19 protein-coding genes are annotated in these 19,916 nt (G+C 33.7%); all 19 read left to right on the forward strand.

The window, feature by feature from the left end; genetic code table 11:
* Nucleotides 1-34: 34 nt before the first annotated feature.
* Nucleotides 35-1,174 (forward strand): beta-ketoacyl synthase N-terminal-like domain-containing protein, encoded by a 1,140-nt coding sequence (locus tag ACQY44_RS12505; RefSeq protein WP_428230673.1) that lies wholly within the window; start codon nt 35-37, stop codon nt 1,172-1,174.
* A gap of 1 nt (nt 1,175) precedes the next feature.
* Nucleotides 1,176-2,180, forward strand: coding sequence for a virulence RhuM family protein (locus ACQY44_RS12510; protein ID WP_428230674.1), 1,005 nt, complete (start codon nt 1,176-1,178; stop codon nt 2,178-2,180).
* Nucleotides 2,177-2,713: a hypothetical protein gene (locus tag ACQY44_RS12515; protein WP_428230675.1), complete on the forward strand. Its 537-nt coding sequence runs from the start codon at nt 2,177-2,179 to the stop codon at nt 2,711-2,713. The genes ACQY44_RS12510 and ACQY44_RS12515 overlap by 4 nt, the downstream gene beginning before the upstream one ends.
* 7 nt (nt 2,714-2,720) lie before the next feature.
* The gene (locus tag ACQY44_RS12520; RefSeq protein WP_428230676.1) at nt 2,721-3,338 is read left to right on the forward strand and encodes a 3-oxoacyl-ACP synthase; all 618 of its coding nucleotides are present in this window, start codon (nt 2,721-2,723) and stop codon (nt 3,336-3,338) included.
* 2 nt (nt 3,339-3,340) lie between these two features.
* Nucleotides 3,341-3,598: a phosphopantetheine-binding protein gene (locus ACQY44_RS12525; protein WP_017496902.1), complete on the forward strand. Its 258-nt coding sequence runs from the start codon at nt 3,341-3,343 to the stop codon at nt 3,596-3,598.
* Nucleotides 3,599-3,728: 130 nt separating this feature from the next.
* On the forward strand, nt 3,729-4,925 hold the full coding sequence (locus tag ACQY44_RS12530) for a beta-ketoacyl-[acyl-carrier-protein] synthase family protein (protein ID WP_428230677.1): 1,197 nt from the start codon (nt 3,729-3,731) through the stop codon (nt 4,923-4,925).
* A gap of 1 nt (nt 4,926) precedes the next feature.
* Nucleotides 4,927-5,988: a beta-ketoacyl synthase N-terminal-like domain-containing protein gene (locus ACQY44_RS12535; protein WP_428230678.1), complete on the forward strand. Its 1,062-nt coding sequence runs from the start codon at nt 4,927-4,929 to the stop codon at nt 5,986-5,988.
* The gene (locus ACQY44_RS12540) at nt 5,985-6,770 is read left to right on the forward strand and encodes a polysaccharide deacetylase family protein (RefSeq protein WP_428230679.1); all 786 of its coding nucleotides are present in this window, start codon (nt 5,985-5,987) and stop codon (nt 6,768-6,770) included. Before ACQY44_RS12535 ends, ACQY44_RS12540 begins: the two co-directional genes overlap by 4 nt.
* Nucleotides 6,771-6,868: 98 nt before the next feature.
* Entirely contained in the window at nt 6,869-7,495 is a 627-nt protein-coding gene (locus ACQY44_RS12545; protein WP_428230680.1) for an outer membrane lipoprotein carrier protein LolA, read from the forward strand.
* A complete protein-coding gene (locus tag ACQY44_RS12550) occupies nt 7,461-8,096 on the forward strand; it encodes a hypothetical protein (protein ID WP_428230681.1) in 636 nt (211 codons plus the stop codon). Before ACQY44_RS12545 ends, ACQY44_RS12550 begins: the two co-directional genes overlap by 35 nt.
* Before the next feature lie 37 nt (nt 8,097-8,133).
* On the forward strand, nt 8,134-8,739 hold the full coding sequence (locus ACQY44_RS12555) for a porin family protein (protein WP_428230682.1): 606 nt from the start codon (nt 8,134-8,136) through the stop codon (nt 8,737-8,739).
* Entirely contained in the window at nt 8,739-9,356 is a 618-nt protein-coding gene (locus tag ACQY44_RS12560) for an outer membrane beta-barrel protein (RefSeq protein WP_428230683.1), read from the forward strand. The genes ACQY44_RS12555 and ACQY44_RS12560 overlap by 1 nt, the downstream gene beginning before the upstream one ends.
* 12 nt (nt 9,357-9,368) lie before the next feature.
* Nucleotides 9,369-9,740 (forward strand): 3-hydroxyacyl-ACP dehydratase, encoded by a 372-nt coding sequence (locus tag ACQY44_RS12565; RefSeq protein ID WP_428230684.1) that lies wholly within the window; start codon nt 9,369-9,371, stop codon nt 9,738-9,740.
* A 2-nt stretch (nt 9,741-9,742) separates the two neighbouring features.
* Nucleotides 9,743-10,228 (forward strand): hypothetical protein, encoded by a 486-nt coding sequence (locus ACQY44_RS12570; protein ID WP_428230685.1) that lies wholly within the window; start codon nt 9,743-9,745, stop codon nt 10,226-10,228.
* A gap of 19 nt (nt 10,229-10,247) precedes the next feature.
* Nucleotides 10,248-11,435, forward strand: coding sequence for a DUF2062 domain-containing protein (locus tag ACQY44_RS12575; protein WP_428230686.1), 1,188 nt, complete (start codon nt 10,248-10,250; stop codon nt 11,433-11,435).
* 181 nt (nt 11,436-11,616) lie between these two features.
* Nucleotides 11,617-15,303 (forward strand): 1-acyl-sn-glycerol-3-phosphate acyltransferase, encoded by a 3,687-nt coding sequence (locus ACQY44_RS12580; protein WP_428230687.1) that lies wholly within the window; start codon nt 11,617-11,619, stop codon nt 15,301-15,303.
* Nucleotides 15,300-16,817, forward strand: a complete 1,518-nt coding sequence (locus ACQY44_RS12585; protein WP_428230688.1) for a phytoene desaturase family protein — start codon at nt 15,300-15,302, stop codon at nt 16,815-16,817. The genes ACQY44_RS12580 and ACQY44_RS12585 overlap by 4 nt, the downstream gene beginning before the upstream one ends.
* An 11-nt stretch (nt 16,818-16,828) precedes the next feature.
* On the forward strand, nt 16,829-18,496 hold the full coding sequence (locus ACQY44_RS12590; protein WP_428230689.1) for a C45 family autoproteolytic acyltransferase/hydolase: 1,668 nt from the start codon (nt 16,829-16,831) through the stop codon (nt 18,494-18,496).
* Nucleotides 18,493-19,782: a phenylacetate--CoA ligase family protein gene (locus ACQY44_RS12595; RefSeq protein ID WP_428230690.1), complete on the forward strand. Its 1,290-nt coding sequence runs from the start codon at nt 18,493-18,495 to the stop codon at nt 19,780-19,782. The genes ACQY44_RS12590 and ACQY44_RS12595 overlap by 4 nt, the downstream gene beginning before the upstream one ends.
* Nucleotides 19,783-19,916 lie beyond the last annotated feature (134 nt).

Raw genomic sequence — 19,916 nt, forward strand, 5'->3', positions numbered from 1 at the left:
CGAGCCATTTAAGCTTTTTACTAAATTGCAAATTATGTTAAGAGAAGTATATATCACCGAAACCAATTGTATCACGCCCTTAGGATTTGATGTTCCATCAAACATCGAAGCAATTGTTCGCGGTGATTCCGGTATTCAATTGCACAATGATATTGCTTTGATGCCAGCATCATTTTATGCTTCGATTATTAGTAATGAAAAAATAGACAGTGCTTTTGCAAAAATCAGTGCTGACACGAAATATTCTCGTTTAGAGAAAATGATGATTTTGGCTTTAGAGCCGATTATCAAAAATTCCCAAATCGAATTAAACTCGAAAACTGCTTTTATACTTTCGACCACAAAAGGAAATATTACGGCATTGAAAAATGATTCAGAAGAAAGTTTTAATAGTGCACATTTAGATGTTTTAGCAAAAAATGTTGCTGACTTCTTCCATTTCAAAACACAACCTATCGTAGTTTCGAATGCTTGTGTTTCAGGAATTTTAGCGGTTTCAGTTGCTAAAAGAATGATTCAGTCTGAGTTGTATGACAATGTATTTGTTGTTGCCGGAGATGAAGTTTCAGAGTTTGTTTTATCGGGTTTTAATTCTTTTCAGGCCATGAGCGATTTGCCTTGTAAACCGTATTCTAAAAACAGAACCGGAGTAAGTTTAGGCGAAGCAACGGCTGCTGTTTTAATTTCGGCGGAAGCCAAAAGCGCAAAAATAAAAGTGATTGGAGACAGTTCGATAAACGATGCCAATCATATTTCTGGGCCGTCAAGAACAGGCGAAGGTTTGTTCAGAAGTATTCAGAATGCTTTGGAAGAAGCCCAAATAGAAGTGGACAAAATCGATTATATTTCAGCACACGGAACCGCAACTCCGTTCAACGACGAAATGGAAGCCATTGCATTAAATCGTTTGGGTTTACAAAATGTTTCTATCAATAGTTTAAAAGGATTTTATGGTCATACCTTAGGCGCTTCGGGATTGTTGGAAACGGTAATTGGGATAGAATCGGTAAATCAAAATATGCTTTTTGAATCGAAAGGTTTTGATGAAAGCGGCGTAAGCGAAACGATAAATGTTATTGAAAAAAATGAAGAGAGAAATATTGAGTATTTTTTGAAAACGGCTTCTGGTTTTGGAGGTTGTAATACGGCTGTGGTTTTTGAAAAGGTAAAATGAAATGGAAAATAACGAAACTAAATTTATTATTTACAACAATCCTAATGGCAAAATTAAGGTAGATGTAATTGTACAAGATGAAACTGTATGGCTCACTCAAAAAGCTATGGGCGAGTTGTTTGACACAACACCGCAGAATATAACGTTACATTTAAAAAATATCTTTGAATCAGAAGAATTGCAGGAAAATTCAACTTGTAAGGAATCCTTACAAGTTCAACTTGAAGGTAATCGCAAAGTCTCCAGAAACCAAAAATTCTATAATCTCGATGCTATTATTTCTGTTGGTTATAGAGTAAATTCAACAAAAGCCACTCAATTTAGAATTTGGGCAACACAAGCCTTAAAAGAATATATAGTTAAAGGCTTTGTTTTAGATGATGAACGTCTAAAACAAGGACAAACAGTTTTTGGTAAAGATTACTTCAAAGAATTATTACGCAGAGTACGTTCAATCCGTGCCAGTGAACGTAGAATTTATCAACAAGTCAGCGACATTTTTGCAGAATGTAGTATTGATTATGATAAAAATTCAGAAGTAACAAAGAATTTTTATGCCATGGTTCAAAATAAATTTCACTTTGCTATAACAGGAAACACTGCCGCAGAAATTATCCATAAAAATGCAGATAAATCTAGGGATAATATGGGCCTTACAACTTGGAAAAATGCTCCAGAAGGAAGAATTATAAAATCAGATGTAATTGTCGCTAAAAATTATTTAGAAGAAAAAGAAATAACTCAATTAGAAAGAACTGTAACAGGTTATTTCGACTACATCGAAGGATTGATCGAGCGTGAAAACACTTTTACTATGGAACAATTAGCTACAAGTGTAAATAAATTTCTTTCTTTCAACGAGTACAAAATTCTAGAAGGAAAAGGTAAAATATCCAAAATTCAAGCAGATAAAAAAGCAATTAAAGAATATGATGAGTTCAATAAAACTCAAAAAATTATTTCAGATTTTGACAAAGAGATAAAGCAAATCGGGAAGATAAAATGAGAAATTTAAAAAACTTAGATATCGAGAAAAGTATAGCCAGAAGCAAACTGGTCTATTCTGAAAGCTGGTTTGATATATTTGACACCATACTTCTTTTTGCGTTTTTTAGCTTTGGATTTATTTGTCCTTTTTTAGTTTATTACGATCCATATCGAGATCATTCAAAAACGGGAACCGAATATTATCTGCTATTTTTTATGAGTGTCTTTTTTGCTTATGCAATTTATCGAAAGACTACTGAAAAACATCTTACGAAAGTTATAAGCAAATATGACGCTGAAAAAAACAGAGCAATTATTACTGAATATTGTAAGAAATTAGGGTTTGAGAGAGCAGCAAATTCAAAAGAAATAATAATTTATAATAAATTAGACTCTTACGGAATTAGTTCTTTATATCAGTCAAGCAGGATATTTATTCTAGACAAAAATAACATTTATGTAACAATGATTAAAAAAGGCTATAAAACAAATTTTCCTGTTCTTTTTTCACAGTTACTTTTAAAAGCGGACATTAAAAAGTTATGTTCTTAAAAATAAAATGACTCACAACAAAACCTACATACAATCCTACATCACAATTCAAAACAACGAAATCGTTTTGAACGGAACTTCTGTATTCAAAATTGAACCAACTGATTTTGCTGATTTTTCTAAACAAGCGTATCGTAATTTTGACATTCAATATCCGAAGTTTTTCAAAATGGATGCTTTAAGCAAATTAGCTTTTTTAGGATCTGAATTGCTTTTGAGTCCGATAACTTCAGAAGAAAAAGAAAATAATATTGCTTTGGTTTTGGCCAATAAATCGTCGAGTTTAGATACTGATGTTAAGTATCAGGCATCTATTTCAGACAAAGAAAACTATTTTCCGAGCCCGGCAGTTTTTGTTTATACGCTGCCAAATATTTGTTTAGGTGAAATAAGTATCCGTCATCAGCTTAAAAGTGAGAATTCTTTCTTTATATTTGATGCTTTCAATACTGAGTTTCTGTTTAACTATTCAGGCATTCTGTTAAACACAAATAAAGCTGATATAGTTCTTTGTGGCTGGGTAGAATTTTTTAATGACAGTTATAAAGCTTTTCTTTGCACCATTAGCAAAGAAGAAAACGAAAAATATAAAAACGAAAATATCAATACATTATATAATAAATAATCATGGAAGCATTAAAAGAAGAATTAAAAAATAAAATCATTACTACTCTTAACCTTGAAGATATCGCAATTGAAGATATTGCTGATAACGATCCTTTGTTTGGAGATGGTTTAGGTTTAGACTCGATTGATGCACTTGAATTAATTGTGATTTTAGATAAAGATTACGGAATTAAATTAGTAGACCCAAAAGAAGGAAAAACTATTTTCCAGTCGATCGAAACTATGGCGGCTTATATTAGCGCTAATAGAACGAAGTAAGACTTCTTAGACTGGCTTAGATTTTTAGACTTCTTAGACTAAAAACTGTCTAAATCCAGAAATCAAAAAATCTAAGCCAGTCAAAAATCTAAGAAGTCTAAGCAAGTCTAAAAATCTAAGAAGTCTAAAAATGAAAGGTGTTGCAATAACGGGAATGGGAATTATCTCTTCGATTGGAAATTCAGTCGAGGAAAATTATATTTCGTTGATCGAAAATAAAATTGGCATTTCGCGTATCACAAATATTTCGACAGTTCATGCAGATGTTATTAAAGTGGGAGAAATTAAAAAAACCAACGAAGAACTGGTTAACGAATTGAACCTTACCGAAGATAATAACTTTTCGAGAACAGCGATGATCGGTACTCTCGCAGCCAAACAGGCTGTTGAAAATGCGGGAATTACATCGATAAATGAATTCAGAACCGGACTTATTTCGGCTACAAGTGTAGGCGGAATGGACATGACCGAAAGACATTATTACGATTATTTCAAACATCCTGAATTGGTAAAATATATTGCCTGTCACGATGGTGGCGATGTTGCAGAGAAAATCGCGTCAGCATTGGGATTAAAAGGACTGGTTACGACTATTAGTACGGCTTGTTCTTCTGCAGCCAACTCGATTATGTTGGGTGCGAGATTGATAAAATCCGGAAAATTAGATCGCGTTATTGTGGGCGGAGCCGATGGTTTGGCGAAATTCACCATCAACGGATTTAAGACTTTGATGATTTTATCTGACGATTTCAACAAACCGTTTGACAATGAACGCAAAGGATTAAACCTTGGTGAAGCAGCGGCATATTTAGTTTTAGAATCAGATGAAATTGTCGAGAAACAAAATAAAAAAGTGCTGGCAAGAGTTTCGGGTTACGGAAATGCAAACGATGCTTTTCATCAAACTGCCTCTTCAGAAAATGGTGATGGCGCTTATTTGGCGATGAAAAAAGCTTTTGAAGTTTCGGGTTTAAAACCTTCTCAAATCGACTACATCAACGTACACGGAACGGCAACTCCAAACAACGATTTATCTGAAGGAAGAGCACTATTGAGAATTTATCAGGATGAGAAAGTCCCGGATTTTAGTTCGACAAAGCCTTTTACCGGACATACTTTGGCAGCAGCTGCAGCAATTGAAGCGGTTTACAGTATTTTGGCGATTCAGAATAATGTGGTTTATCCGAATTTGAATTTCGAAAATCCAATGGAAGAATTTGATTTGCAACCGCAGACTTCGTTAAAAAATAAAAACATCGAACACGTTTTATCCAACTCTTTTGGTTTTGGAGGAAATTGTTCAACCCTTATATTTTCAAAAAGCTAAAATGAAGAAAACATATATAAATGGAGTAGGCTGCATTTCGACTCAAAAAACATTTGATACTGTTTTTTTAGAAGAAGCTATTGTCAATCATGATCAAAATGTACTGGCGATTGTTCCGCCGGTTTACAAAGAATACATTTCTCCTGCCGCAAGCCGCAGAATGGCAAAAGGCGTGAAAAACGGAATCGTAGCTTCGGCCCTGGCCATGAAAGATGCCAATGTCGAAAAAGTAGATGCGATCATTACTGGAACCGGTTTAGGATGTATCGAAGATTCTGAAAAATTCCTGAAAAGTATCCTCGATAATAACGAAGAATTTTTAACGCCAACATCTTTTATTCAATCCACACACAATACCGTTGGTGCGCAAATCGCTTTGTTGCAACAATGTAAAGGTTATAATTTTACGTATGTAAATGGCGCTGTTTCTTTTGAGTCGGCTTTATTAGATGCTAAAATGCAAATCGAAGAAGACGAAGTTCAGTCGGTTTTAATAGGCGGAGTTGATGAAAATGGAGATTATACTACTGCCCTTTTTAAACTTTCCGGTCGTATAAAAGAAGACAACAAAGCACCTTATGATGTTTTGACTTCTACAACAAGCGGTGCGGTTTATGGTGAAGGCGCCAGTTTTTTTGTTTTAGAAAATGAACGAAAAGATCATACGTACGCAGAAGTTCTGGATATTGCCATCGTAAATACATTAGAAGAAAACGAAATTGAAGCTGAAATTAAATCTTTTTTGAAATCGAACAATTTAGAAATTTCTGATCTTGATGCCTTAGTTTTAGGATTTGACGGAAACGTCGATTTCGAAAACTATTATAGAAATCTTGCTGAAAATGCTTTCGCAGCAACGCCTGTTTTGTATTACAAACATTTAAGCGGAGAATACGATACTGCTTCTGCTTTTGCTTTATGGATGGCTTCTAAAATCATTAAAACTCAGGAAATTCCTGAAATCATAAAAGTAAATTCGGTTGAAAAACCAGTTTACAAAACCATTTTATTGTACAATCAATTAAACGGAAAAAACCATAGTTTTACGTTAATCACAAAATGATAACGCACAAAAACATATCACTCTTTTTTGTTTTTTTATTGCTCTTATTATTTCTTCTGAATTTTTATGTAGCAACAAACATATGGTGGTTTGTTGTTGTAATTTTAATTTGGTTAGGAATTAATGCTGTTGGTTCTGCCCGAATTTCGTCTCATTATCATGTAAAAGTTTTCTGCAATAATCCGTTAGAAACAGAAAAAAAAATTGCTCTTACATTTGATGACGGACCAGGCATTTTTACGTTAGAAGTTTTAGAACTACTAAAAAAATACGATGTCAAAGCCACTTTCTTTTGCATTGGAAAAAATATTGAAACGCATCCTGAAATTGTTCAAAGAATTATAGACGAAGGTCATTTGGTTGGTAATCATTCGTACAGTCATTCTAAATTTTTTGATTTTTATAATGCTGAAAAAATTCAGCAAGAAATTCAGAAGACCGATGAACTTCTTCAAAAATATACTTCAAAAAAAATAAACTTCTTTCGTCCGCCTTACGGAGTTACGACGCCTTCGATCAGAAGAGCTTTAGAAAAAACCGGACATAAAGTAATTGGCTGGAATATTCGATCACTCGATGGCGGAACAAAAAATCAGGAATTGATTTTCAATCGCATTATAAAACGGGTTTCTCCCGGCGGAATCGTACTTTTGCACGACACGGCATCACACTCGGTTTTAGTATTGGAACAGTTTTTGCAATTTTTACAGCAAAACAATTATAAAGTGATTTCGACTGAAGAACTTTTGAATCTTAAAGCTTATGGAGTCGAACGCGGATGAAACAGATTCGCTAAAGCGAAAACACGGATAAAAACGGATTTTAACTAAATAGTAATCTGCGTAAATCATTTAATCTGTGGCAAAAAATATAAAAAAATATGAAAACTAAAATAGCTCTACTAATTCTATTTATTTCAGGCAATTTGTTCGCTCAGGAACAAAAAATGACAGATGCTGAAATTGCAGCTTTCAAACAAGATGTAAATGTAGTTTCGAAAAAAATCAAAACCTTAAGTACTGATTTTGTTCAGTATAAACATTTGGATTTTTTATCGAAAGACATTGAAACTTCGGGTAAAATGATTTTTAAAGAACCTGCACTTTTGCAATGGCAATATAAAAAACCATACAATTATAGCATTGTTTTCAAGAATGGAAAAATCCTTATTAACGACGAAGGCAAAAAAAGTGCTGTTGATATTGGCAACAGTAAAATCTTTGGCCGAATCAATAAATTAATCGTGGGCAGCGTAAGCGGAAATATGTTTGACGATAAAGAATTTACGATATCTTATTTTAAATTGAAAGGTCAAAATCTGGCGAAATTTATTCCGAAAGATGCTACGCTCAAGAAATACATCAAACAAATCGAACTGACTTTTGATAAAGAGGAAGCAACCGTAGTTCAGGTAAAATTGCTGGAATCATCTGAAGATTATACCCGAATTGTACTTAAAAATAAAGTGATCAATGCAAAAATCGACGATTCAGTTTTTACTAATTAATTGCTTTCTGGCGATTATTTTAGTTTCTTGTGGCTCGGTCACAAAAAATTATGCTCCAAAAAAATTAGACAAAACGTCTTATCAAGTTCCCTATTTTTCAGATTCAAAAACAGATTATGTTTATAAAACGAATATAACCGTTTACGGAAATGAAATCAGCGGAATTTTCATCGCCAAGAAAATAAACGATACAACACACCGTATTGTTTTTACAACCGAATTTGGTAACAAATTAATGGATTTTGAAATTTCTGATACTAGTTTCAAAGTCAATTCGATTGTATCAGAATTAGATCGAAAAATCCTGATCAATACTCTAAAGGAAGATTTTCGTTTACTGCTAAAAAAAGAATATCTGATTCAGGAACAATTTGAAAATGATTCGGATGATATTTATAAATCGAAAGACGGAAAACGTGATAACTACCTTTTTATCTCAAAAAAGGATCATAAATTAAAAAAAGTCGTTCATGCTTCTCCAACAAAAGAAAAATTTACGCTGACATTTACTTCAGAAAACAATATTTTTGCCGAAAAGATCCAGATTATTCATCAGAATATTAAATTGAAAATTGAGCTAAACTATTTTAAATCAGAATAAAAAATTAAACTAATCATAAACTTTAAATCAAACCAAAATGAAAAAATTAACCGTAATTGCTTTTGTTTTATTTATCGGAATTCAATCTCCTCAAGCACAAGTAAAAGTTAGCCCCGGGCTTAGAGGCGGTTTAAATTTATCAACATTAAGTAATATTGATGATAATCGATCTAAAACAGATTTTTATATTGGCGGATTGGTGAACATTAAATTTAATAAATATTTTTCGTTACAGCCTGAGATAACGTATTCAAGACAAGGCGATGAAGGAAGAGAATATTTTGGAAACGGCTATAATTATCGTTATGTAAATTATGAATTAAACTACTTAACACTTGGTGCTGTTGCAAAATTTAACATTGGAGGTAAAGGTTTTCACATTTTAGGAGGTCCATCTGTAGATTTAAAAATTTCTGATAATTATATCAACAGCAATCCTGAAGGTTTTGATCTTGCCATTGTTGGAGGTGTTGGATACACACTGCCAAACGGATTAACGTTTGAAGCAAGATTCAAACAAGGTTTAGTTGACATTTATGGCTACGACGGAGTTGAGTATGACGATAATGGTTATCGCTATAATGATCTGATCCTGAATCAGGTTTTCCAGATTGGTATTAGTTACACTTTTAAAGTAAAATAATGTATAAAAGTAAATTAGCGATTGCTGTATTCATTTTTTTTGCATTCGCAAAAGTACAAGCCCAGGTAAGCTTTAAACCAGGTTTGAGAGGCGGTTTATCTCTTTCGACTATTTCGGAAATGCATGCCGACTACAGGCCTGATTTTTATATTGGTGGTTTTGGAGAAATAAACCTAACGAAACGTTACGCCCTCCAGCCTGAAATAAATTACAACAGACAAGGATCTAATAATGTTGCCCGAAATTATACTGACCCAATTACAGGAACAGAAAATGTCGCTCATCAGGATTTAAAACTCGACTATCTATCATTTTCTATTATTAACAAATTTACATTTGGACCGGGTTTTCAAATACAATTCGGACCTGCCTTAGATGTTCTTGTACATGATAATCTGGCTCTTAGAAAAGAAAATAATGATCTGGCGTTTGTAACCGGTATTGGATATCATATGCCTTCCGGCCTCGCATTTGAATTCCGCTTTAAAAAAGGGTTTTTCGATGTTTTAGACAGTGATTACTATCATAATAATACTAATAGTCATTACTTTTTTGGTGATTATAATACTAATATCAATTTTCAAATAGGGATTTCTTACTCTTTTGAAACGAAATAAAAAAATACAAATATGGTTTTAAAAGACTTTTATAACGTACTTTCAGAAGAAAAAACAGGAGATGCTAAATATAATATTCGTATATTAGTTAATGCCAATCATGAGGTTTTTAAAGGTCATTTTCCAGGAAACCCAATTATGCCGGGCGTTTGCATGATTCAGATAATCAAAGAACTTACAGAATCAATCACAAAAAGTTCGTTGATGATACAAACACTGACCAATGTAAAATTCATGGCATTAATCAATCCGGAAACAAATCCGGAATTGCGCTTAGAACTTGACATTACAACCACAGAAGATGATTTGGTAAAGGTGAAAAACACCACATATTTTAACGACACCGTTGCTTTGAAATTAAGCAATGCGTATAAAAAATTATAACTATGAAATTACTATTATCACTACTTCTATGGATAAATTTTGCCGGAACCCCAGATTTGGCATCGATCCGAAAAATGTATTCTGATGTTGCTAAGTCAGAAGCTAAAGCTAAAGAATTTACAGAAAAACTTTCGGTAGTTTCGAATAGCGATGAAAAAATTTTAGTGGCCTATAAGGCAGCTTCAATTTTGTTGGATTCTAAGTTTGAGAATTTAATAGGAAGCAAAATTTCCCGTTTTAAGGAAGGTGCAAAACTTCTTGAAGCAACTTTAAAAAGTGATCTTAACAATATCGAAATCAGAATGATTCGATTGAGTATTCAGGAAGATGTTCCCGGAATTACCGGTTATAAGAAGAACATTAAGGAAGACAAAAAATTCATTATGGAACATTATGATGAGCAAAATGCCGCTTTGAAAGAATATCTAAAAGACTTCGTTTTACAATCGAAAAGTTTCTCTGAAAAAGAGAAGCAATTTGTGAAGTAAGGCAAAGAAAAAAATCCCAATGCAACCAACCTTATCTCAACAAGAATTACTTAATTCGACCAATTTTTGTGTTATTGTGCCAACATACAATAATCACAAAACGTTGAAAAAAGTGCTGGATTCTATTTTAGATTTTACTTCTAATGTGATCATCGTCAATGACGGTTCAACAGATACAACAAACGAAATTTTAAAACAATATTCGGAGCTTGCCCAAATTCACCATCCTAAAAATTTAGGAAAAGGAAGGGCGCTCCGAAATGGTTTTAGAAAAGCAATCGAAATGCATTTTGAATACGCCATCACGATTGATTCTGACGGACAACATTTTGCTGCTGATATTCCTAATTTTCTTTCTGCCATTCAAAACGAACCCAATTCTCTTTTGATTGGAAGCCGTAATATGATGCAGGAAAATGTGCCAAAGAAAAGTAGTTTTGGCAATAAATTTTCGAATTTCTGGTTTAAGTTCGAAACTGGAATTGTACTCGAAGACACACAATCCGGATTTAGATTATATCCGTTAAAGTTGATACCGAAAAAATTTTATACCAATAAATTTGAGTTCGAAATTGAAGTCATTGTGCGATCGGCATGGAAAGGAATTGTGGTTAAAAACATTCCAATCCAAATTTTGTACGATCCTTCAGAACGTGTTTCGCATTTTCGCCCTTTTAAAGATTTTACCAGAATTAGTATTTTAAATACCGTTTTGGTTCTCAACGCATTGTTGTACATTAAACCGAGAGATTTTTTTAGAAGAGCAAAAAAAAAAGGTTTTAAAAAATTCTTTCTTGAAGATATTTTAGAAAGTTCCGACTCTAATTTCAAAAAATCAGCCGCAATTGCTTTGGGTATTTTTATCGGGATTTCTCCATTTTGGGGATTTCAAACCGTTTTGCTTTTTACTTTTGCCGCTTTGTTCAGGCTCAATAAAGTCATTGCTTATCTGGCTTCGAATGTGAGTTTTCCGCCTTTCATCCCTTTTGTTATTTACGGTTCTCTAAAAATGGGAAGCTATTTTGTAACAAATGATGCACCACTAATTTTAGATAGTTCCGTCACACTCGACGATATTCAAAAAAATGCTACCCAATATATCGTCGGAAGTCTTATTTTAGCATCCGTTTTGGCACTGAGTTTCGGTCTTATAAGTTATTTGCTTTTAACAGCTTTTAGTTCTAAGAATAAAACGAATATTACGTAAAAGTTACCACAGATTAAAAGGATTTACGCTGATTTTTTTCACCACAAATTTCACAAATTAGCACAAATTAATTCGCGAAAATTCATGAAATTCGTGGCGAACTGACACAGAACTTAAAATCAATTTAATCCTTTTAATTTGTGGCAAAAAAATTTACGCAGAAAAACAACAATAAATAATTATGCATCAATACTTCTACGCCATTCACTTGTTTGTAAACCGACGAAAAACTTTATCGGTTGCTTTGGCCATTTTGATGCTCTTTGCGTTTGGTTTTTTTGCTTCTCAAATTAAGTTTGAAGAAGACATTACCAAACTTATCCCAACAAACGATAAATCTGATGTTACCGCAAAAGTCCTGAAACAACTTAATTTTGCTGATAAAACTACCGTTATTTTCAAACTTGATAAAAACGGTTCTGAAGAAGATTTAAAAGAAATGGCAACCGCTTTTTCTGATAGCGTTGCGAAATCCTGCAAACCTTACATAACCGGGATTCAGGGGAAAATCGACGAAGAAAACATTCAGGAAACCATAGATTTTGTTTACAATAATTTACCTCTTTTTCTGGAGAGTAAAGATTATGCTGCAATTCAGAATAAACTTCAAAAAGATAGTATTGCCGCAACCGTTCAGGGAAATTATAAATCGATTATATCGCCATCCGGATTTGTAACCAAAGATTTTATTCTGCAAGATCCGCTTGGGATTTCATTTATCGCTTTAAAAAAACTACAACAATTAAATATTGGCGACGATTTTACGCTCAACAATGGTTTTGTAATGACCAAGGACAAAACAAAATTATTGCTTTTTATAACTTCAAACTTACCTTCGAGCGAAACCGAAAAGAACACGATTTTTGTAAATAAACTAAAATCAATTCAGGAAAATCTAAATCAGAAATTCAAAGGCAAAACCTCGATTAGCTATTTTGGTTCGGCTTTGATTGCGGTTGCCAATGCAGATCAAATCAAAAGCGATATTATTTTAACGACAACAATCGCGATGATCACGCTAATGCTGATCCTGATTTTGTTTTATCGAAAAGTATTAATTCCGTTAATCATTTTTCTTCCAACGATTTTTGGTGCTTTGTTCGCCGTGGCGTTTTTGTATTTTGCCAAAGAACAAATCTCAGCCATTTCTTTGGGAATCGGATCAATCTTGTTAGGAATCACAATCGATTATTCGATACATATTCTCACGCATTACAAACATAACAGCGATGTAAAAACTTTGTACAAAGACATTACAATGCCCGTAATTATGAGCAGTTCTACAACGGCTGTTGCTTTTTTATGTTTACTTTTTGTAAAATCTGATGCCTTAAATGACTTAGGGATTTTCGCTGCTGTAATCGTTATGGCAACCGGAATCTTCTCGCTTTTGATTGTTCCGCATTTGTATAAACCGAAAGAAAATAATTTTGAACACAAGAAAAATGCCATTGATAAACTGGCGCATTTCTCGTTTCATAACAATAAATACCTGATTGGTTTTTGTGTTTTAATTACAATCGTTTGCTGTTTCACTTATAATAATGTGGGCTTCAATAATGATTTGTCGCAATTAAATTTTGTTCCAAAAGAAATTAAAGCCGCCGAAAAAGATCTGGAAGAAAGCACGAGTTTAACATCAAAAACTATTTATCTGGCTTCGTACGGAAAAAGTATGGAGGAAGTTTTACAAAACAACAGCCGCCTTTTTACCGATTTATCAAAAGAAAAACAAACGAAGAAAATATTGAATTTCAGTTCAGTTGGTGGGATTATGCTTTCGCAAAAAGAACAACAACAAAAAATCGACAAATGGAATTCGTTTTGGGATACCAATAAAAAACAAGTTCTACAATCTGAATTGATTGCCGAAGGTTCAAAACTAGGTTTTAAATCCTCAACTTATTCGACTTTTTACGATCATTTAAATTATAATTTTAAACCTATTTCGGCACAAGAATATCTAAAAGTTCAGGCTTTGCAACTAAAGGAATTTGTAACCGAGAAGAATGGTTTTTTCACGATTTCTACTTTGGTAAAAGTTTCGCCTGAACAAAGAGATGCTTTTGTAAAATCGGTTTCCTCCAAAAATAACCTGATTGCGATTGACCGTCAGCAAATGAATGAAACTTTTTTCAGCACTTTAAAAACCGATTTTAATTCGCTTGTAAATTATTCGTTTGTGGCTGTAATTCTGATTTTGTTTTTCTTTTTCTGCAGAGTCGAATTGGTCATCGTAAGTTGTATCCCGATTGCCTTAACCGGAATTGTAACGGCAGGGATTATGGGCATCTTTGGCATTCAAATGAACATATTTAGCATGATTGTTTGTACTTTGATTTTTGGTCACGGTGTCGATTTTAGTATTTTCATGACCAGTGCACTTCAAAAAGAATATACCAACGGAAAAAACGAAATCGCGATTTACAGAACGTCAATAATTCTGGCAGTTATCACAACCATTTTAGGAATTGGCGCCATGATTTTTGCCCATCATCCGGCGTTGCGCTCTATATCATCTGTTTCCTTGATTGGGGTTTTTGCCGCGTTGATTATTACGTTTATTTTCTACCCGATTCTTTTTAAATTATTCATATCCAATCGTGCGAAAAAAGGAAATGCTCCTTTCGAATTACGAAGTTTTATACACGGTATTATTTCGTTTACCTACTACGGACTTGGCGGTATTTTGATGTCACTTTTTAGCATCACCATTATGCCAATTCTCCCAATAAACGAAAAAACAAAAATGAAAGCATTTCGTTATTGCATTTCAAGATTCATGAATTCGGTTTTGTATTCAAATCCGTTTTTGCACAAAAAAGTCATCAATAAGTTTAATGAAAACTTTGAAAAACCAGCGATTATTATTGCCAATCATTCTTCGTTTATCGATATTCTGGCAATGGGAATGCTGAGTCCTAAAATTATATTTCTTGTAAACGACTGGGTTTACAACTCTCCTATTTTTGGCGGAACGGTTAGAAAAGCAGGATTTTATCCGGTTTCAGAAGGTATCGAAGGCGGCGTTGAACATTTACGACAAAAAGTAAATGAAGGATATTCACTAATGATTTTTCCGGAAGGAACACGTTCGCAAAGTAATCAGATAAATCGTTTTCATAAAGGTGCTTTTTATCTGGCTGAAGAATTTAATCTGGATATTGTTCCGGTTTTAATTCATGGCGCATCAGAAGCAATCCCAAAAGGCGATTTTGTTATTCATCATAGCCATGTTACATTATCTATTTTAGAAAGAATTACTCCCGATAATCTTTCTTTCGGGAAAAATTATGCCGAAAGAACAAAACTCTTAAGTGCCTATTTTAAAGAAGAATTTCATAAAGTTCGTCAACAATTAGAAGGTCCGGATTATTTCAAAAAAATGCTGATTCATAGTTATGATTACAAAGAAATTGAAATTATAAATTCTGTCAAAAATGATTTAAAAAACAATCTCGAAACGTATTATGAGCTTAACAAGCATCTTTCGGCGAAAGCCAAAATATTGCACTTAGCTAATAATTACGGACAATTAGACGTTTTATTGACTTTGCAGGAACCACAACGCAAAGTAATTTCTTTTATTTCTGACGAAGAAAAACTAGCAGTTGCTAAAACGAATTATTTCCTTAAAAAAAGAAAAATCTCTTATCCGAATCAATTAGAATCTGTACTTGAAAATCAATATGATGTTCTTTTGATTTCTGACGAAAGTTATAACGATAATCCTGAAAAAATCGCTTCAAAATTTTCTTCTGTAATTTTGATATATTGCCTGCATTATAAAACAAAATTGGTTACTTCCGGCTTTAAAATTGTTTCAGAAGAAAATGGTATAACGGTATTAAAGAAAAAATTAGCATGAAGGAGCAATACGATGTAGTAATTACAGGCAGCGGTCTTGGCGGATTGGTTTCGGCAATAATTCTGGCGAAAGAAGGTTATAGCGTTTGTGTGCTCGAAAAAAACAATCAATACGGCGGAAATCTACAAACTTTTGTGCGCGATAAAACCATTTTTGATACCGGAATTCATTATATAGGAGGTTTAGAAGAAGGCCAAAACTTATACAAATATTTTAAGTATTTGGGCATCATGAATCATCTCAATTTGAAAAAATTAGATGAAAATGGTTTTGATATTATTTCTTTTGAAGATGATGAAAATGAATATCCGCATGCACAAGGTTATGATAATTTTGCCAATCAATTGGTCACTTTTTTCCCAAATGAAAAAGCAAACATCGAGGAATATTGTAAAAAAATAAAAGCGATTTGCGAATGTTTTCCGCTCTATAATTTAGAATGGGAAGGAAAATACGATAACGAAATCCTGTCTCTAAACGCCAAAGAAACCATCGAAGAGTGTACTCAGGACGAAAAACTAAAAGCAGTTCTTGCCGGTTCTAATTTTTTGTACGCAGGTATTGCTGATAAATCACCGTTTTACGTTCACGCCCTTTCTGTAAACTCTTATATTCAAAGTTCCTGGCGTTGTATCAATGGCGGAAGTCAGATCACAAAGCAGCTTCTGAAACAGCTTAAAAAACACGGCGGCGAGTTTTATAAATACAAAGAAGTTACGCGATTTAATGTCGAAGATAAAAAAGTAACTTCGGTTGATATGAAAGACGGAACTAAGGTTTCCGGTTCTTATTTTATCTCTAACATAGAACCCAAAACCACACTAAAACTGGCTGGCGAAGAAAACTTTAGAAAATCATTTTACAGCAGGGTTCAAAGTCTCGAAGGCGTTATTTCGGCCTTTAGTTTGTACATTGTTTTTAAACCCCAAACTTTCAAATACATCAATCACAATCATTACCATTTTAAAAAAAGCAGTGAAGTCTGGACGGCTCATGATTATGACGAAAACTCCTGGCCAAAAGCTTTTATGGCTTCTATGAATGCCTCGAAAAAGCAAGAAGAATGGGCAGAAGGAATGACTTTTATCACCTACATGAAATACGAAGATGTCGCGCCCTGGAGGAATACTTTTAATACAACGGTTGATGAAAATGATCGCGGAGAAAGCTATGACGAATTTAAATCCCGAAAAGCAGCTAAGTTTTTAATCGAAATTGAATTGAAATTTCCTGGTATTACAAATTGCATTCAATCTGTTCACACTTCTACTCCGCTTTCGTATCGCGATTATATTGGCGGAGACAATGGTAATATGTATGGTTATGTTAAAGATTCGAATAATCCGATGAAAACCCTGATTCCGTCAAAAACTAAGCTGGATAATTTATATCTTACAGGCCAAAGTATCAACATGCACGGAGTTTTAGGCGTAACGATTGGCGCGGTTGTCACCTGCTCAGAAATTCTGGGAAAAGAATATTTAGTCACCAAAATAAATCAAGCATCTGAATAAAAAGTGTGGATATGAAAGGCCGGATTAATTTATTTTTTTTCGTTGGTTTTTTATTGATGTTGGCCTCCTGCGGAACATCAAAATCCATGCATCATCTTCCTGAAGTTTCCCAGTATAATGCTACCAAACCCCTTGTAATAAAACAATCTGATAGTGTTTTTACTTCAGGAAAAAATTCCCTTTTAAAAAACAAACAGGGTCTTTGGGAATTGTATGTTGAAGGTGATCCTCTTGAAATTGGCCTTAATACAGGCGCTTTGTCTGACTCTCTTTTAAAAAATCAGGAACATATCTTTTTCTCTAAAATAAAGGACATTGTTCCGTCAAAATTTCAGCAGAAACTCCTTCGGCAATTTTTAAAATGGTACAATCGAAAATTATATACGAATGTTCCGGAAGAATATCAAACGGAGATTTTTGGCGTTTCTCAATATACCTCACATGATTTTGACAACATCGCCCCACAATATCAACGCAGTTTGTATTTACATGCCGCACACGATATTGGGCATGCTTTGCAGGATTTGGCTTTAGTAGGCTGTTCGTCTTTTGCCGCCTGGGGAGAAAAATCTGAAGATGGAAATTTAATCCTGGGTCGAAATTTTGACTTTTATGTGAGTGACGCTTTCGCGGAAAATAAAATCGTCGCGTTTATAAACCCGAAAGAAGGTCACCAATTTATGATGGTAACGTGGCCCGGAATGGTTGGTGCCGTTTCCGGAATGAATGAGCAAGGTTTAACGGTTACTATTAATGCTTCAAAATCTGAAATTCCGTTGATTGCCAAAACGCCAATCTCGATTTTGACACGTGAAATTTTACAACACGCAAAAAATATTGAGGAAGCAATTGCTATCGCCAAAAAGAGAGAAGTCTTTGTTTCAGAATCTATTATGGTGGGAAGTGCGCAAGATAACAAAGCGATTTTGATTGAAGTTTCACCTAAAAAAATGGACGTTTATGAAGTTCCAAATAGTAATCAATTATTCTGCTCAAATCATTTTCAGGGAGAAGATTTAAAAAACGAAAAACGAAATCAATCGCAAATTATCAACAGCCATTCTGAATATCGCCTGGAAAGAATGCAGGAACTTTTTGCAGAAAATCCTAAAATCAACCCAAAAATTGCCTCAGAAATTCTAAGAAATAAAGACGGTTTAAAAAATATTTCTTTGGGTTATGGCAACGAAAAAGCACTGAATCAATTGATGGCGCATCATGGCGTTATCTTTAAACCAAAAGAAAAAATGGTTTGGGTTTCGGCAAATCCGTATCAATTAGGAGAATTTGTTTGCTATAATCTGGATTCTATTTTTAAAGAAAGAAAAAGAAGCTCGATTGTTTCATTTCAACAAAAAAATCTAGACATTCCAAAAGATCCTTTTCTGGAAACTGTTCAATACAAAAACTATCAGAAATTTAGAACTGAAGATGATAAAATAGATTTATATCTCAAAAATAAAGAAACGATTAGCCCTGAATTTATTCAACAATATCAATCCTTAAACCCTGATTATTGGGTTGTGTATTACAAAGCAGGGTTGTACTTTTATCAAAAAAAAGAATACAAGCTTTCTCAGGCTCATTTTGAAAAAGCTTTAACCAAAGAAATCACAACAGTTCCTGATAAAACAGCAATTGAAAAGTATTTAAAAAAAATCAAAAGAAAATTACAATGATTCCATTAATAGAAAAAGATTCTTTAGAAGAAATTAAAAATTTTCAAGAGCAGAAATTAGTTGAACTTTTAGAATATATCAGTCAAAATTCCCCTTTTTACAAACGCCTTTTTGCGGGTCAAAACATTGATATTTCAAAGGTTAAAACACTCGAAGATTTACAATATTTGCCTATAACGACGAAAGAAAATTTACAGGAATACAACGATGATTTTTTATGTGTTCCTCAAAATAAAATTATCGATTATGCTTCGACTTCCGGAACCTTAGGAGATCCTGTCACTTTTGGCCTGACCGATTCTGACTTAGACCGCTTGGCGTATAATGAAGCTATTTCGTTTGCCTGTGCCGGAATTGCAGAAGGCGATGTGGTGCAATTAATGACCACAATTGACAGAAAGTTTATGGCTGGTCTGGCTTATTTCCTGGGATTACGAAAACTAAAAGTAGGTGTTATTCGCGTTGGTGCCGGAATTCCGGAATTGCAATGGGATTCTATTTTAAAATACAAACCTTCGTATTTAATTACCGTTCCTTCGTTTTTATTAAAGTTAATTGAATACGCAGAAGCACACGGAATTGATTACAATAATTCGAGTATAAAAGGCGCCATTTGCATTGGAGAATCGTTAAGAAATCAGGATTTTTCGATGAATATTTTATCCAATAAAATCACTGAAAAGTGGAATATTAAGTTATTTTCGACTTATGCTTCTACAGAAATGAGCACTGCTTTTACAGAATGCGAACACGGCGTTGGAGGTCATCATCATCCGGAATTGATTATTGTTGAAGTGCTGGATGAAAATAATATTCCTGTAAAAGACGGTGAAATTGGCGAATTGACTTTTACCACTTTAGGAATTGAAGCTATGCCTTTGTTACGTTTTAAAACCGGAGATATTGTACAACTGCACAATAGTCCTTGTGCTTGCGGAAGAAACACATTGCGTGTTGGTCCGGTTGTGGGACGTAAAAAACAAATGATAAAATACAAAGGAACAACTCTTTATCCGCCAGCGATGAATGATGTTTTGAGTGGTTTTGACAATATCGAAAATCATATCATTGAAATTTCTACCAATGATTTAGGCACTGATGAAATCCTGATAAAAATTGCCGCTAAAAATCAATCTGCTGAATTTTTGCAGGAAATCAAAGATCACTTCAGAGCGAAATTAAGGGTTACACCAAAGATTGAATTTGCATCGAAAGAAACTTTGAATCCTTTAGTTTTTAATCCAATGAGCCGAAAACCAATTCGGTTTTTTGATTATAGGTCTTAATATAGGTACAAAGATGCAAAGGTTCAGAGGGACAAAGGTTTCTCTGTACATGGTAAAAGTCTTCTACCTGTCATTCCGACCGAAGGGAGAAATCACACAAGAAATTCCTCAAAGTATATCTTCAATCTTTGTCG

It is taken from the genome of Flavobacterium sp., from assembly GCF_965277525.1.
Classification (GTDB): domain Bacteria; phylum Bacteroidota; class Bacteroidia; order Flavobacteriales; family Flavobacteriaceae; genus Flavobacterium.